General features: G+C 60.8%; 13 protein-coding genes. 3 read left to right on the plus strand and 10 right to left on the minus strand.

The annotated features are described in order from the left end of the window. Nucleotides 1-2: 2 nt before the first annotated feature. A complete protein-coding gene (locus tag ACZ5SR_RS09905; RefSeq protein WP_464448560.1) occupies nt 3-3,158 on the minus strand; it encodes an efflux RND transporter permease subunit in 3,156 nt (1,051 codons plus the stop codon). A gap of 4 nt (nt 3,159-3,162) precedes the next feature. Beyond that, nucleotides 3,163-4,305, minus strand: a complete 1,143-nt coding sequence (locus ACZ5SR_RS09910; RefSeq protein WP_464448561.1) for an efflux RND transporter periplasmic adaptor subunit — start codon at nt 4,303-4,305, stop codon at nt 3,163-3,165. Between the two features lie 86 nt (nt 4,306-4,391). On the opposite strand from ACZ5SR_RS09910, the gene ACZ5SR_RS09915 reads away from it, so the two are divergent. Together ACZ5SR_RS09915 and hpnD are read left to right on the plus strand one after the other, a co-directional pair. Beyond that, complete coding sequence (locus ACZ5SR_RS09915; protein ID WP_464448562.1) at nt 4,392-5,486, plus strand: phytoene/squalene synthase family protein; 1,095 nt, start codon at nt 4,392-4,394, stop codon at nt 5,484-5,486. 31 nt (nt 5,487-5,517) lie between these two features. Next, nucleotides 5,518-6,357, plus strand: a complete 840-nt coding sequence (gene hpnD, locus ACZ5SR_RS09920; RefSeq protein ID WP_464451040.1) for a presqualene diphosphate synthase HpnD — start codon at nt 5,518-5,520, stop codon at nt 6,355-6,357. Between the two features lie 38 nt (nt 6,358-6,395). On the opposite strand, the gene ACZ5SR_RS09925 is transcribed toward hpnD, so the two are convergent. The 3 genes from ACZ5SR_RS09925 to ACZ5SR_RS09935 all read right to left on the minus strand — a co-directional run bounded on the left by ACZ5SR_RS09925 (nt 6,396) and on the right by ACZ5SR_RS09935 (nt 8,765). Beyond that, on the minus strand, nt 6,396-7,274 hold the full coding sequence (locus tag ACZ5SR_RS09925; protein WP_464448563.1) for a dienelactone hydrolase family protein: 879 nt from the start codon (nt 7,272-7,274) through the stop codon (nt 6,396-6,398). 78 nt (nt 7,275-7,352) lie between these two features. Beyond that, nucleotides 7,353-8,000: a glutathione S-transferase family protein gene (locus ACZ5SR_RS09930; protein ID WP_464448564.1), complete on the minus strand. Its 648-nt coding sequence runs from the start codon at nt 7,998-8,000 to the stop codon at nt 7,353-7,355. A gap of 57 nt (nt 8,001-8,057) precedes the next feature. Next, on the minus strand, nt 8,058-8,765 hold the full coding sequence (locus ACZ5SR_RS09935) for an HAD family hydrolase (RefSeq protein ID WP_464448565.1): 708 nt from the start codon (nt 8,763-8,765) through the stop codon (nt 8,058-8,060). A 19-nt stretch (nt 8,766-8,784) separates the two neighbouring features. Here ACZ5SR_RS09935 and hemH point away from each other — a divergent pair, with 19 nt between their 5' ends. Then, on the plus strand, nt 8,785-9,873 hold the full coding sequence (gene hemH, locus ACZ5SR_RS09940; protein WP_464448566.1) for a ferrochelatase: 1,089 nt from the start codon (nt 8,785-8,787) through the stop codon (nt 9,871-9,873). A 55-nt stretch (nt 9,874-9,928) separates the two neighbouring features. Here hemH and ACZ5SR_RS09945 read toward each other — a convergent pair whose 3' ends face one another. The 5 genes from ACZ5SR_RS09945 to ACZ5SR_RS09965 are packed head-to-tail and all read right to left on the minus strand — an operon-like array spanning nt 9,929 to nt 14,389. Next, nucleotides 9,929-10,795, minus strand: a complete 867-nt coding sequence (locus ACZ5SR_RS09945) for an alpha/beta fold hydrolase (protein ID WP_464448567.1) — start codon at nt 10,793-10,795, stop codon at nt 9,929-9,931. Nucleotides 10,796-10,802: 7 nt separating this feature from the next. Next, complete coding sequence (locus ACZ5SR_RS09950; RefSeq protein WP_464448568.1) at nt 10,803-11,894, minus strand: branched-chain amino acid ABC transporter permease; 1,092 nt, start codon at nt 11,892-11,894, stop codon at nt 10,803-10,805. A 10-nt stretch (nt 11,895-11,904) separates the two neighbouring features. Further along, nucleotides 11,905-12,891 (minus strand): branched-chain amino acid ABC transporter permease, encoded by a 987-nt coding sequence (locus tag ACZ5SR_RS09955; protein WP_464448569.1) that lies wholly within the window; start codon nt 12,889-12,891, stop codon nt 11,905-11,907. Then, complete coding sequence (locus ACZ5SR_RS09960; protein WP_464448570.1) at nt 12,888-13,628, minus strand: ABC transporter ATP-binding protein; 741 nt, start codon at nt 13,626-13,628, stop codon at nt 12,888-12,890. The genes ACZ5SR_RS09955 and ACZ5SR_RS09960 overlap by 4 nt, the downstream gene beginning before the upstream one ends. Beyond that, the gene (locus ACZ5SR_RS09965) at nt 13,625-14,389 is read right to left on the minus strand and encodes an ABC transporter ATP-binding protein (protein WP_464448571.1); all 765 of its coding nucleotides are present in this window, start codon (nt 14,387-14,389) and stop codon (nt 13,625-13,627) included. The genes ACZ5SR_RS09960 and ACZ5SR_RS09965 overlap by 4 nt, the downstream gene beginning before the upstream one ends. Nucleotides 14,390-14,497: the final 108 nt, after the last annotated feature.

Raw genomic sequence — 14,497 nt, forward strand, 5'->3', positions numbered from 1 at the left:
TTTCAGGCACGGGCTTGATTTGGGCGCTCAATTCTGAACCAGGCGGCATACATGGCCGGGAGCGCCAGCAGCGTCAAGGCCGTGGCCACAATCAGGCCACCCATGATGGCCACCGCCATCGGGCCCCAAAAGATGCTGCGCGACAGCGGAATCATGGCCAGCACCGCCGCAGCCGCCGTGAGCACGATGGGACGCAAACGCCGCACCGCCGACTCCACAATCGCCTGCCACGGGGCCATACCTGCGGCCCGGTCTTGCTCAATTTGGTCGATCAAGATGACCGAGTTGCGCTGGATCATGCCCATGAGCGCGATCACGCCCAGCAAGGCCACAAAACCAAACGGCCGATCCAGCACCAGCAAAGCACCGGCCACACCCGCCATGCCCAAAGGCCCTGTCAAAAACACGAGCATCGCGCGGCTAAAACTTTGCAACTGAAGCATGAGCAAGGTGAAGGTGATGAACAGCATGACCGGCACACCCGCTGCGATGGACGCCGAGCCTTTGGCGCTTTCTTCCACTGCGCCCGCCACTTCAATGCGGTAACCATTCAAGCCCTGCCCTTGCCAAGTGGCCTCGGTTTTTTTCAGCTCGGGCAGCAACTGCGCCGTCACAGTAGCGCCCTGCAGGCCCTCGGCGATGTCCGACTGCACGGTGATGGCGAACTGCCGCCCCTCGCGCCACATGACGCCCGGCTCCCAAGCCAATACCGGTGTGGCAATTTGCAACAAGGGAATGAACCGTCCGGAGGCCGTGGGCACATAAGCCTGGCCCAGGTCAGACAAGGCATCGCGCTCGGCCAATGGCTGGCGTAGCACGATCTCGAGCTGCTTGTCGCCGTCCCGGAACTGCCCCACAGCGCTGCCTGACAGCAAAGTGCGCGAGGCCTGTGCGATGGACTGGCTGCTCACGCCCAAGGCGCGGGCTTTGGCCTGGTCGACCTCCAGACGCACCGACTTGACCGATTCGTTCCAGTTGTCGTTCACACCGCGTGTGTTGGGGTTCTGGCGCATTTGCGCCTTGATCTCTTCGGCCTTCAGACGCAAGACCTTGGGGTCCGTCCCCACCACCCGGAACTGCACCGGGTAAGGCACAGGCGGGCCATTGGGCAACAATTTCACGCGCCCACGCACCTCAGGGAACTCTTGCGCCAGCAAGGCGGGCAACTTGGCCCGCAAGACTTCACGGGTTTTCAAGTCGGTGGGCAGCACGATCAACTGCGACACGTTGGTCTGTGGAAAGACTTGATCCAGTGGCAGGTAAAAACGCGGCACACCCGAGCCGACCCAGGCTGTGACCGACTTCACACCGTCTTCTTGGGCCAGGCGCTGCTCCACGCGACGCGTGATGTCCTCACTGGCCTTGACAGGCGAGCCCTCGGGCAGCCACAAGTCCACCATGATTTCCGGGCGTGAAGAATCGGGGAAGAACTGTTGCTGCACCTTGCCCATGCCCACCATGCCCAAGGCAAACAAAGCAATGGTGATGGCAATCGTCTTCCATCGGTGTGTAACGCACCACGTCACCCAGGCGCGAAAGTGCCGGTAAAACGGCGTGTCGAACATCTCGGGCGAATCGAGGTGCTCAGCCGACACAGCGTGGGCGGGCGGTTTGAGCAGCCAGGCCCCCAAATAAGGCACAAAGTAAACCGACGCCACCCAACTGACCAACAGCGCCACCACCGTGACCGCAAAAATCGCGAAGGTGTATTCACCCGTCATGGACTTGGCCATGCCAATCGGTAAGAAACCTGCTGCCGTGATCAAGGTGCCCGTGAGCATGGGCATGGCGGTGAGTTCATAGGCAAAGGTGGCTGCGCGCACCTTGTCGTAGCCCTCTTCCATTTTGCGCACCATCATCTCCACGGCAATGATGGCATCGTCCACCAGCAAGCCCAAAGCGATGATCAGCGAGCCCAGTGAAATCTTGTGCAGCCCGATGCCAAAGTAATACATGGCCAAAAAGGTCACCGCCAGCACCAGCGGGATGGTGATGCCCACCACCAAACCGGGGCGAATGTCCAGCGTCCAGCGCCGCCACAGGGGGTGCTGGCCCGGCCGCTTGTGCAGACCCAGTGCCAAAAAGCTCACCGCCAACACAATGATCACGGCCTCGATCAGCACCTTGATGAACTCGTTGACCGAGCTCGACACCGCGCTGGGCTGGTCTTGGACCTGGGTCAAGCTCATGCCCGCAGGCAAGCTGGCCTGTGTGGCCGCGATCGCCTGGCGCAAGGACTTGCCCAGCGCGATGATGTCACCGCCTTTGGCCATGGACACGCCCAACGCAATGACCTCTTGGCCATCGTGGCGCACCTTCACACTGGCCGGGTCGGCATAGCCACGACTCACCGTGGCGATGTCAGACAGGCGAATTTGCGCGCCCGACGCGCCGCGAATCGGCAAGGCCTTCAAATCCTCCAGACTCTGAAACTGGCCGCCCACACGCACCTGCACCACATCGGCTGGCGACTGGATGCTGCCGGCCGATTCCACCGCGTTTTGCTGGTTCAGCTGGGCCACCACCGAATTCATGTCCAAGCCCATTTGCGCGAGCCGCGTTTGAGAGACCTCGACAAACACCTTCTCGTCTTGTACGCCAAACAACTCGACCTTGGCCACATCCGGCACGTGCAGCAGTTGTTGACGCAAGCTGTCGGCCTGGGTTTTGACCTCGGCGGGCGTAAAACCTTGGCCGCCCAAGGCGTAAATCACACCGTAAACATCACCAAACTCGTCGTTAAAAAACGGCCCCACCACGCCCGGTGGCAAGCTGCCGCGCATGTCACCGATTTTTTTGCGCACGGTGTACCAAATTTGCGGCACATCGCCCGGCTTGGAGTTGTCCTTGATCTGGAAAATGATCTGCGCCTCACCCGGCTTGGAGTAGCTGCGGATCTTGTCGGCAAACGGCACTTCCTGCAGCGTGCGCTCGATCTTGTCGGTCACCTGCTCAGCCACTTGCTCGGCCGTAGCGCCGGGCCAATAAGCGCGCACCACCATGGCACGGAAGGTGAAGGGCGGGTCTTCGTCCTGCCCCAGCTGAAAATAAGACGCCATGCCCAGCACCATCAACACCACCATCAGGTAGCGCGTCAGGGCCGGGTGCTCCAGCGCCCAGCGCGAGAGGTTGAATCGGGTGTTGTCGGTGCTGCTCATGCGATCACCGTGAGCTGGGTGCTGCAAGGACCGAAGCGGGCACTTTGCCGTCAGGGCTGTAGATCGTCACCTTCTGACCGGGTGACAACACATGCACCCCGGCGCTGACCACTTTTTGCCCGGGCTTGAGCCCAGAGCTCACCACCACCTCGTTGCCATCGACACGGCCCAGCTGGACCACCTGACTATTGACCGTCATGGTGGCCTCATCCAACACCCAGACCGCCGTGCCCTGCCCCTCCTCCCGCAATGCGCTGGTGGGCAATTTGATGGCCGAAACCGCAGCATCGGACACCCCGGGTGCGCGCACATTCAGCGTGGCCCCCAAAGGCAAGGCCACGCCCGGCGCCAGCGCCAGCTTGACCGCATAGGTGCGCGTGACCGGGTCGGCACTGGCCGCCACTTCGCGCACCGTGCCTTGCACCGTTTGCCCGGTGCTCAATACCGTAGCCTGCATGCTCTGACCCATTTTGATCGCCATGATGGCCGATTCGGACACAGCAAACACCGCATCGCGTGGGCCATCGTGGGCCAAACGCAGCACCGGCTGGCCAGCCGACACCACCTGCCCCACTTCGGCCTCCACGGCCGTGATCACACCCGCATGACTGGCCGTCAACCGGGCGTAACCCGCCTGGTTGCCTTGCGCCTGCGCCTGCGCTTTGGCCTGGCTCAGCGCCGCATCGGCCGCCTTGAGGCTGGCCTCGCGCCGCTCCAATTCAGCACCGCTGATGAAGTTTTGCGCCTTCAGTGCCTCAAAGCGCTTGAATTCGGCCGCGGCCAAATCGCGCTGACTTTGCGCGGCACTCACCTGGGCTTGGGCGGCTTGCGCGGCCAACTGAAAATCCTGCGCGTCCACCAGGGCCAGCAACTGCCCCGCGGCCACACGTTGACCCGGCTCAGCCGGTCGTTGCACCAGCTTGCCCCCCACCCTAAATCCCAAGCGCGACTCCACCCGCGCCCGCACTTCGGCAGCGTACTCGCCCCCCAGGTTCAAATCACTGCCCGCCACCGTGAGCAGCTTGACCGAGCGCAGTGGCTCTTGAGGCGCTTCGGCTTTCGAACATGCTACCAAAGTAGTCACCAAAGCAGCGAGCGCGCACAAACAAAAAACCCGCCGGGCGGCGAGTGGCATCAAAGAGGGCATGGGGAATCCAGAAAAATAATAATGACTGACTGGTTAGTAATCTATTCAAAGTGCCCCGACCTGTCAAGCGACAATAGGGATTGACCATGATCAAAACCCCCTTATTCCAACAGCCACAGCACCAACCATCCGGGGGCACGCACCGGGGCCTGAGCGCGTCCCAGCGCAAGTTACTGCGTCATGTTTCGCGCTCGTTCGACCTGTCCATCCGCCTCTTGCCAAAAGCGTTGCAAGCCCCGGTGGCCATCGGCTACCTGCTGGCCCGCGCCACCGACACGGTGGCCGACACCACCGCCTTGCCCCTGAATGAGCGCCAGGTTTTGCTGGACCTCATGACCCGAACGATTGCTGCCCAGGAGACACCCGCCGAAGACACCCGCGAACTGTCCCGCCTGACCCAGGCCTTTGCTGCACAACAAACCGAACCGCACGAACGCGCCCTGATGCAAGCCCTGCCGCAATGCCTGCCGCTCTTGCGCACTCTGTCCCCGGACGACCAAGCCAGTGTGCGCCAAGTGTTGGGCCACATCACCCGGGGCCAGCAGCTGGACATGATCCGCTTTGGCCACGGCCTGCAGGCTTTGCAAACCGAAGCGGAACTGGCCGACTACACCTGGCTGGTGGCAGGTTGCGTGGGCGAGTTCTGGACCGAGCTGTGCGGACGTCACCTGCCCGGCTACAGCCTGCTGCCGCAGGCCGAGATGCTGCGCATTGGGCGGGAATACGGCATGGGTCTGCAGCGTCTGAACATCGTTCGCGACGCCGGGGCGGACCTCGCCTCTGGGCGCTGCTACTGGCCCGAGGAGACACTCCGGCAGGCAAGCTTTACACCAGAACTTTTGGCCCAAGCCGCTGTCAACCCTGATGCAGACGCCCTGAACGCCTTGGCCCCGCTCTACACCGATTGGCTGGACCACACACAGGCTCAACTGGCCGACGGCATGCGCTACGCCCTGGCACTCAAGCCCATGCGGCTGCGTCTGGCCAGCGCCCTGCCCGCCCTCATTGGTGCGCGCACGGTGGCTCTGCTGCGCCAGGCTGGCCCTGCGGCCCTGCGCCAGCGCGTCAAAATGCCGCGCCACGAAGTGCGCGCCCTGCTCTGGCGCATCGCCTGGGGCATGGGGTCTGCGGCCGTTCTGCAAAGAGAATTTCGCCAATTGTCCGGCGAGCCCCTGCCGTGATCTGGCGCTTTGAATGCGAGAATCCCAGCCCATGAGCCCGCAAGACTACGTCCAGCAAAAAGCCGCCGCCTCGGGCAGCAGCTTTTATTACGCCTTCCTGTTCCTCCCGCCCGAGCGCCGCGCGGCCATCACCGCGTTTTATGCCTTTTGCCGCGAAGTGGACGATGTGGTCGACGAAATCAAAGACCCTGGCGTGGCCGCCACCAAACTCGCCTGGTGGCAAAAAGAAGTGCAACAAGCCTACGCAGGACAGCCCAGCCACCCGGTCATGCACGCCCTCATGCCCTTGGCCCACACCTTCGGCATTGAAAGCCGCCACCTGATGGCCGTGATCGAAGGCTGCCAAATGGACCTGAACCAGACCCGCTACTTGGACTTTCCGGGCCTGACGAAATACTGCCATCTTGTGGCAGGCGTGGTGGGCGAAGTTGCTGCCCGCATCTTTGGCCAGACCGACGACGCGACCACGGCGTATGCGCACAAGCTGGGCCTGGCCTTTCAGATGACCAACATCATCCGCGACGTGGGTGAAGACGCCATGCGCGGGCGCATCTACCTGCCGCTCGACGAGCAGCAACGCTTTGGCGTCAAAGCCAACGAACTGATGCAGCGCGACTACTCAGACCGCTTCACCGCGCTGATGAAGTTCCAGACCGAACGCGCCCACGCCCTGTACGACGAAGCCCTGGCCCTGCTGCCTGCGGCCGACCGCCGCGCCCAAAAACCCGGCCTCATGATGGCCAGCATCTACCGCACCTTGCTGCGCGAGATCGAGGCATCGGGTTATCAGGTGCTGCACCAGCGCATTGCGCTCACGCCGCTGCGCAAGCTGTGGCTGGCTTGGAAGATGCAGGCGCTGGGGCGATTTTGAAAATCGCTTCGGTTGCTCGCTGGATACCTGCAGGGAAACTAAGGAGCTGTCAGAAAAGACAAGGTGGCCTGCTTGCCGTGCTCTACGGTTTGAGGACTTGAAACAATCCGATTCGTACAGTTAGTTCTTCCTGTGCATTGCCCACGCAAAGGAAAGCTGTAATCCTTTCCGTGATCCCATCCATGGGTAGCACTTGGAAAAACCTCAACCTTGGTCATGGCGGCCTGACGAGGATTAGTGATGCTTTTGGCAAAGGCCGGGCATGCACCGGGATCCGAACTGTCATAGCTGTCCTTGCCTGCAGCCAGAATCAATAATGGGATTTCTGCAGATTTCTGGAGAAAGGTATTGGGTAAGCCTTTGAAGATCGCGATGTCTTGCGTTTGCCCCTTGACGGCCTCTGACATGAACCAGCAAACCGGGTACAGAGCAACCAATTTATCAAAACGCAAATCCCCAGCGTCATAGTTCTCATAAAACCATGAACTGGTTGCATCGATGGTCAAGAACGCTCCAAGCGACATGCCCATGGCAGACACCCTTTTCCGATCGACTCCAGGCACTTGTGACAGGTATTTCAATCCACCCATCACTTGTCCATGAAAGGCTATCGGGTCGATGACTGTCGAAGGCGTCCTGAAACGAAACATGATCAACTCCAAAGTCGCAAATCCCCTGCTGGAAAAGTACTCAGCATATTGCTGAGTGGTGTTGTCGTTGTAGCCTCCCCCGTGGTGAAGAATTAGAAGCGCCTGCCCATTGGAAGGTCCATTAGCGGGTCGAAATACAGCTTCAACCTGTTGAACCGGCGTGCCTACGCCTGTGTTGAAGTCAACTTTGATAGTGGTCTGAGACCAAACAGAAGTCATGACCAAACCGACCAACCAAAAGATACAAGCGGGTATCAGGTTTTTCATTTTTCGAACAATTCTCAAATTTACAAAAGTCCGAGCATCTTAGCGAAAAGTGAAATTTTTAAGGCTACCCAAGCTTCATTACATCCCACGCGCCTGCTTTTGTGCAGGTCGTTCCAAGCAAGTGTTCAACCAAGCCGAAACCGACGGGTATTGCGCCAGCAGCGCTGTGGCCGGGCGTATCCAGCTCGCCACGCTGGCCACACACACATCGGCCACAGTGAAGCGATTGGCTGTCAGGTAGGCCTCGCCTTTGGCCTGTTGGGCTTGCAAATGTTGCTCTAGCACCGCCAAGGGCACTTTCAAGCGGCTTTCGGCCTTGTCGGCCAACTCTGGCTTGCGTTGGTCTTCGGGCATGGCCATGCGGTGCATCAACACGGTGAGCGCATCCGCTTCCAACTCAGACACGGTCCAAAAGCTCCAACGCAGGGCTTCGGCATCTTCACGGGGTGTGGCGGGGGTGATCGACTGGCCGTCGGCTTTGCCGTGGACGCGGGCGATGTAGAGCGCGCAAGCCATGCTCTCCCAAACGGTGATGGTGCCTTCGGGGCGTTCATCGAGCACCACCGGAATGTGCCCGTTGGGGTTGAGCGCTAAAAACTCGGGCGTACGTGTCGCGCCCGCTTTGTAGGTCATGGCGATGTGCTCAAAGGGCACGCCCAATTCCAATGCAGCCCACAAGGGCCGTGCGGCGCGTGATGCACCAATGCCGTAAATTTTCAAAGTCATTTCACTCTCCCGGTAGGCGCTGAACCCAAAGTCCATGTCGAGGCAGAAGCCGTCGACCTACAAACCATATTCAGGCCAGCAGGAACAAAGCGCGTGCAAGTCGCGCACCTCCAAGTGTGGACGGGTGTCGCCATGGGTCCAATCGTGGCCTTCGCGGTTGAGCCAGGCCACTTGCATGCCTGCGGACAGCCCGCCCACGCAATCGGCATGGGCATCGTCACCAATGTGAAGCACTTCATGTGGCTGCACGCCCGCTGCTGACGCGCCAGCCACAAAAATCCTCACATCGGGCTTGGCCACCCCCAAGGACTGGGCACTCACGCTGGCGTGAAAGTGCTGGCCGATGCCCACACGGTGCACGTCGGCATTGCCGTTTGAAAGGGCCACCACCGGGTAGCGCTGGCTCCAAAAAGTCAAAGCAGGCCATGCATCTTCAAACAAGTCCACCCGCTGACGCTCGGCAAAGAAGGCTTCAAAAGCAGGCTCAGCCAGGTGCACTGGGTCACCGGCTTGCTCCAACAGGGCGCGAATCGACTGCAGGCGCAAAAACGACAAATCGTGCGCCCGGTCGGCATGGCGGGCGTTGATCTCGGCACGCACGGCTTTTTTGAGATCGGCATCGGCTGACAGCGCCGCCGTGCTGGGGGCATGCGCGGTCAACCAAGCAGTCAACACGGCCTCGGCCCGGTGAATGGTGGGCCAGACGGGCCATAAAGTGTCGTCCAGATCGAGGGTAATGGCGCGAATGCGGGAAATGTCAAGCATGGTGGTGGGAGAATACCGCATGGCATTCAACAAAGAACCCTCCTTCCAGCACGGGCAAGCCGCCCGCACCGCTGTCCTCTATTGCAATTTGGGCACCCCAAGCGCCCCGACGGCCCCTGCCCTGCGCAAGTATTTGGCCGAATTTTTGGGCGACAGCCGCGTGGTCGAGATCCCCAAACCCATTTGGTGGCTGATCCTGCACGGCATCATCTTGCGCGTGCGTCCGGCCAAATCGGCCGCCAAATACGCCAGCATCTGGACCGAGCAAGGCTCGCCCCTGAAAGCCTTCACCGAACAACAAGCCCAGTCGCTGGGCACGGCACTGCAAGAGCGCGGGCACCACATCAGCGTGCGTTACGCCATGCGCTACGGCCAGCCGTCCATCCCGGCGCAGCTCGATGCCCTCAAAGCCGAAGGCGTGCAGCGCGTGCTGATCGTGCCCGCCTACCCCCAATACAGCGGCACCACCACGGCCAGTGTGTTCGACGCCGTTTACCGCTGGGGCCTGAAAACCCGGCTCATCCCAGAAATGCGCTTTGTCAACCGCTACCACGATGACCCGCGCTACATCGCCGCGCTGGCGCAAACAGTGCGTGAACACTGGGCAGCCAACGGTCAAGCCGAACAACTGGTCATGAGTTTCCATGGCGTGCCCGAACGCACGCTGCAACTGGGCGACCCCTACCACTGCGAATGCATGAAAACCGGCCGCTTGTTGGCCGAAGCCCTGGGCCTGTCCAAAAACCAATACAAGCTGACATTCCAGTCACGCTTTGGCAAAGCCAAGTGGCTGGAGCCCTACACCGAACCCACGCTGATCGCCATGGCCCAGCAAGGCGTCAAAAAAGTCGATGTGATCTGCCCGGGCTTTACGAGCGACTGCCTCGAGACGCTGGAAGAAATCCAGCAAGAAGCGCAAGAAGCGTTTTTGCACGCGGGGGGCGAAAGCTTCAGCTATGTGCCTTGCCTGAACAACCATGCGCAGTGGATCGAGGCTCTGACCGACATCAGCCTGAGCCACATGCAGGCCTGGGACTTGACAGCGCCAGATGTTAAGGCGCTGGCGGCAAGCCGGGAGCGGGCTTTGGCGCATGGGGCAAAAGTCTGAGCTCATGAACCGTTGAAGTGGGAGCGAGCCCCTGCTCGCGAAGGTATGTCGGAACTCAGACTTCGTTCAAAAAGTCTGTCACCCATTCGAGTTGCTGCAACACATTCAGCGCTGGCGCGTGTCCGCAGCCGGGTACTTCAATGTGCTTGAGTTGGCCACGTGCACCGGGACCTCTGCGGCGCATTTCAGCGGCCGTTGCGGGCAGAACCAGATCAGACTCAACCCCACGCAACAAGAGGACAGGCACCTCAATGGCGTCATAGTGCGACCAGATCAAATAGTCGTCGGGGTGCGCCGTGAATTGCAGCGCCATGGCCGGGTCGTAATGTGGCGTCACGCGGCCGTCGGGCAAACGGCGCGTCGATGTTTCGGCCATACGACGCCATTGCGCGTCGCTGAGCCAACCAAACGGTTTGTAGACCTGGCGCAAAAAAGCTTCGAGCTCGCTCACCGTGGCAAAAGATGGCGGCGTGCCTGCATAAGCCTTGATGCGATCAATGGCAGTTTGGGCCAGCTCGGGGGCGTTGTCATTGAGCGTGAGACTCAAAATGCGGTGCTTCAAGCTGGGCTCCACCAGACCTGCCGCGGACAGCGTGCCGATCGCGCCGCCCATCGAGGTGCCCACCCAATGCACAGCACGCAGCTGCAAGCCATCCATCAGCTCGCGTGCGATGCGGGCATAAAATGACAGGCAATACTCCTGTTCAGGTGCACTGCTCCATTGCGACAGTCCGCGCCCAACGGTGTCGGGGCAGATGACCCGGTAGCCTTGTGCGCTCAGGTGCGCGGCCAGCTCGTCCATATCCCGGCCCGTGCGGGCCAGGCCGTGCCAGGCAATCACGGTGCCCTTTTCGGCCTTGCCCCAGTCGGTGTAATGGATTTCGAGCCCGGCGCAGGTGATGTAGTTGGATGTGAAAGTCATATCCAACTCAACCCTGTTTCTCAGATGCCAAGGCACGCAGTGCAGCGCGTGTGCGCAAACGCCCCACCACCCCGGTCGGAAAGTAATACACCGACAACACAAACAACAAGCCAAGCCAAAGCAGCCAACGGTCAGGCGACAACAAGGCCGACAGCAAAGGCAGAGACGTCGAGGCATCGCTGGCAAGCCGCAGCAAATCCTGCAAATAGCTTTGCGCCAGCAAAAACAGCACCGCCCCAATGGCCGCGCCATAGATGGTGCCCATGCCACCAATCACCACGATCAGCAACACGTCCATCATGATTTCAAAACTGAGCGAGGTGTCCGGCCCGTTGTAGCGCAGCCAAAGCGCCAGCATGGCCCCGGCCACACAGGCATACAGCGCCGACAACACGCTCGACAGCGTGCGGTACACCACCACACGGTAGCCAATGGCCTCGGCCCGAAACTCGTTTTCGCGAATCGCTTGCAAGACTCGGCCAAACGGTGAGTTGACGATGCGCAGGAGCGACAGCAACATGCCCACCGCCAGCACAAACAACAGGTAGTAGCAGAGCAAGCGGCCATCGAGCGACACGCCGAGGAAGGGCTCGTCGCTGAACTCGGTGCTGGGCAGCAGCAACTCGGGCAGCTTGAAGCTCAGGCCGTCTTCACCGCCAGTGAAGTCGGACAACTGAGACGCCAGCGTCTGAAAAGCGGCGGCCACGGCCAGCGTGATCATGGCGAAAAAGATCGCCCGCACCCGCAGCGAGAACAAGCCGATGGCCAGTGACAACACCAGTGTGAGCACCAGTGACAGCGCAAAACCCAGCCCGATAGCGCCCCAGGTCGGCCCCCAGCTGTTGGACGAGATGGCGATGCCATAAGCCCCGATGCCAAAGAACATGGTGTGCGCAAAGCTCACGATGCCGGTGTAGCCCAGCAGCAGGTCAAAGCCCGCCACCAGCACCACAAAGATCAGCACCTTGGCCGCGACCGACAAGGCCTTGACGCCGGGGAACAAGAATGGCGCAAACGCCAACCCCAGCAAGATGAGCACCAGCAAAACGGCCAGCAGGCGGCTGCGTGGCTGGTCGTTGGAAATAAGTCGATGGAACATGTCTGGCCTTTCAGCGGTTGGCCACGGGGTACACGCCCTGCGGACGCCACAACAAAATGCCCGCCATGAGCGCAATATTGGAAAACAACGCCAACTTGGGGGCCAAAAAGCCGGTGTAGTTGGCCATCAGGCCCACCAGCAAAGCACCGATCAATGCCCCACCTGTAGAACCCAGCCCGCCGATGATGATGACGATGAAAATCAGCACATTGACCTGCGCGCCCATTTGCGGCACCACGTTCTGCTGGTACAGCCCCCACATCACACCACCCAGGCCCGCCAGCGCACTGCCCGCCACAAACACGCCCACAAACAGCCGGCGGATGCGGTAGCCCAGCGACTCGACCATTTCACGGTCTTGCACGCCAGCCCGAATCAACAAACCGATCTTGGTGCGGCCCAGCACCCACATTTGCAAGGCAAACACGGCCAGGCCCACGGCCACGGCCAGCAAGCGGTATTTCTCTATCGCGGCATCACCCACCAGCACTGCACCACGCATGGCTTCGGGCAATGGCAAGGCGATCTGCAGCGGACCCCAGATGACCTTGATGAGTTCTTCGCCAATTATCATGCCGCCCATGGTGATCAGGATTTGCTTGAGGTGCTGGCCATAAACGGGCCGCACGATGAAGCGCTCAAACGCCAGGCCCACGGCGGCGGCCACGGCCATGGCGATCAACATGGCAGGCAGCACCGCCACCATGTTGCGCCACCACTCCCCAGATCCCGTCCAGTCGCCCATGGCGCCCAGCACGCTGGTGGCCACAAAAGCGCCCAGCGCAATGAACAGGCCGTGGCCAAAGTTCAGCACGTCCATCAGGCCAAACACCAGCGTCAGGCCCGAGGCCATGATGAAGATGATCATGCCCATGGCCAAGCCCGCCACGGTCAAAGTCATCCAGGTCGAGTCCGAGCCGATCAAAGTCCAAGCCAGCAGAGCCAGCACAGGCACAAGCAACAGGGGGCGTGTATCGATGTCTTCGAAAAATTTCATAAGGCCAGCCCCAACAAAGATTGCTGCAAAGCCGTGTCTTCGGCCAGCGCCTGCATGCGCCCCGCATGCACCACGCGGCCGTTGTCCATCACGGCCACGGTGTCGCCCAGCTGCTGCGCAAAATGGATGTTTTGCTCCACCAACAAAATCGTCACCCCGCTGGCCTTGAGCTGCTGGAACGCCTCGATCATGTTTTGGATGATGGCCGGGGCCAGGCCCTTGCTGGGCTCGTCGATGATCAGCAGGTCACGTGGCTCCACCATCGCCCGCGACACGGCCAACATCTGCTTTTGCCCGCCCGAGAGCTTGCCCGCCGGGTGGTTCCAGAACTTTTCGACCGCCGGAAAGAGTTTGAAAATCCACTGCAGCCGTGCCTCGTCCATCTGCCCAGCGTGCTGTGCGCTGCGGGCGGCCAACAGCATGTTTTCCTTCACGGTCAGGTCCGAGAAGATGCCCATGTTTTCCGGCACATAGGCGATGTTCTTTTGCGCAATGGCGGGCGTGTTGAACGCCGTGATGTCGGTATCGCCGAACGTGATTCGCCCAGACGAGGCTTGCCACAGGCCCATGATGGTGCGCAGCGTGGTGGTCTTGCCCGCGCCGTTTCGGCCGAGCAGCATGGTCAGCTCGCCACGCGGCACGACCAGATCCACCCCGTGCAGGATGTGGTACGCCCCGATGTGCGTGTGCACGCCTTCGAGGGTCAGCAAATTCGTGTTCATATCGGTTTGCTTCATCCGGCCTCCTTGGCTTTGCCCAAGTAAGCCTCTTGCACGATGGGCGACGCAATCACTTCGTTGGGCTCGCCATCGGCCACCAAGCTGCCGTTGTGCAACACGATGATGCGGTCGGCCAGCTCGCGCACCACGTCCATCTTGTGTTCGACCAGCAAGATGGTTTTGGTTTTGTCTTTTTTAAGCTGCCTTATCAGGTCCAGGATCACAGGCGCTTCGTCGTGGCTCATGCCGGCGGTGGGTTCGTCAAACATGTACACCGAGGGCTCCAGCGCCATGAGCAGTGCCACTTCGAGCTTGCGCTGGTCGCCGTGCGGCAAACTCGCCACCGGGGCGTCTTGCTGCGCGGTCATAGACACGGATTGCAAAATTTCCAGCGCCCGGTTCGTGAGCTGCGTGTGGTCGCTCCAGATGCTCCACAGGTTCAGGCCTCTGCGGTGTGCACCTTCTTTCGTGGCCTGCACCGCCAAACGCACGTTTTCCAGCACCGACAAATTGGGGAACAAATTGGTCAACTGAAACGCCCTGCCCAAACCTGCACGGGTGCGCGCCGAGGCACTCAGGCCCGTCAGCTCACGACCGTTCAGGTGCACTGAACCTGCAGAGGCAGGCAGCTGCCCCGAGATCAGATTGAAGTAAGTGGTCTTGCCCGCCCCGTTGGGGCCGACGATGGCGGTCAGCGTGCCGGGTTCAAAGCGGCACGAGACCGCATTGACCGCCACATGACCGCCAAACCGCACAGTCAAGTTTTGGGTTTCAAGCATTCCATCCATCCGTCAAAGCGTTTTGTGGGCGTAACCCTTGTGGGAGCGGCGCCCTCGCCGCGAAAAAGCGCTCGCAGTCCACAAGCCATCGCCCCGGGGGCGGAGCTC

The sequence above is a fragment of the Limnohabitans sp. TEGF002 genome (assembly GCF_055395845.1).

Excerpts from the sequence above, each read along its gene's own strand:
- ACZ5SR_RS09925 (WP_464448563.1), bottom strand. The coding sequence starts at position 7,274 with ATGAAAAACCTGATACCCGCTTGTATCTTTTGGTTGGTCGGTTTGGTC.
- hpnD (WP_464451040.1), top strand. The coding sequence starts at position 5,518 with ATGAGCCCGCAAGACTACGTCCAGCAAAAAGCCGCCGCCTCGGGCAGC.
- ACZ5SR_RS09965 (WP_464448571.1), bottom strand. The coding sequence starts at position 14,389 with ATGCTTGAAACCCAAAACTTGACTGTGCGGTTTGGCGGTCATGTGGCG.
- ACZ5SR_RS09950 (WP_464448568.1), bottom strand. The coding sequence starts at position 11,894 with ATGTTCCATCGACTTATTTCCAACGACCAGCCACGCAGCCGCCTGCTG.
- hemH (WP_464448566.1), top strand. The coding sequence starts at position 8,785 with ATGGCATTCAACAAAGAACCCTCCTTCCAGCACGGGCAAGCCGCCCGC.
- ACZ5SR_RS09960 (WP_464448570.1), bottom strand. The coding sequence starts at position 13,628 with ATGAAGCAAACCGATATGAACACGAATTTGCTGACCCTCGAAGGCGTG.
- ACZ5SR_RS09910 (WP_464448561.1), bottom strand. The coding sequence starts at position 4,305 with ATGCCCTCTTTGATGCCACTCGCCGCCCGGCGGGTTTTTTGTTTGTGC.
- ACZ5SR_RS09955 (WP_464448569.1), bottom strand. The coding sequence starts at position 12,891 with ATGAAATTTTTCGAAGACATCGATACACGCCCCCTGTTGCTTGTGCCT.
- ACZ5SR_RS09915 (WP_464448562.1), top strand. The coding sequence starts at position 4,392 with ATGATCAAAACCCCCTTATTCCAACAGCCACAGCACCAACCATCCGGG.
- ACZ5SR_RS09930 (WP_464448564.1), bottom strand. The coding sequence starts at position 8,000 with ATGACTTTGAAAATTTACGGCATTGGTGCATCACGCGCCGCACGGCCC.
- ACZ5SR_RS09935 (WP_464448565.1), bottom strand. The coding sequence starts at position 8,765 with ATGCTTGACATTTCCCGCATTCGCGCCATTACCCTCGATCTGGACGAC.
- ACZ5SR_RS09945 (WP_464448567.1), bottom strand. The coding sequence starts at position 10,795 with ATGACTTTCACATCCAACTACATCACCTGCGCCGGGCTCGAAATCCAT.
- ACZ5SR_RS09905 (WP_464448560.1), bottom strand. The coding sequence starts at position 3,158 with ATGAGCAGCACCGACAACACCCGATTCAACCTCTCGCGCTGGGCGCTG.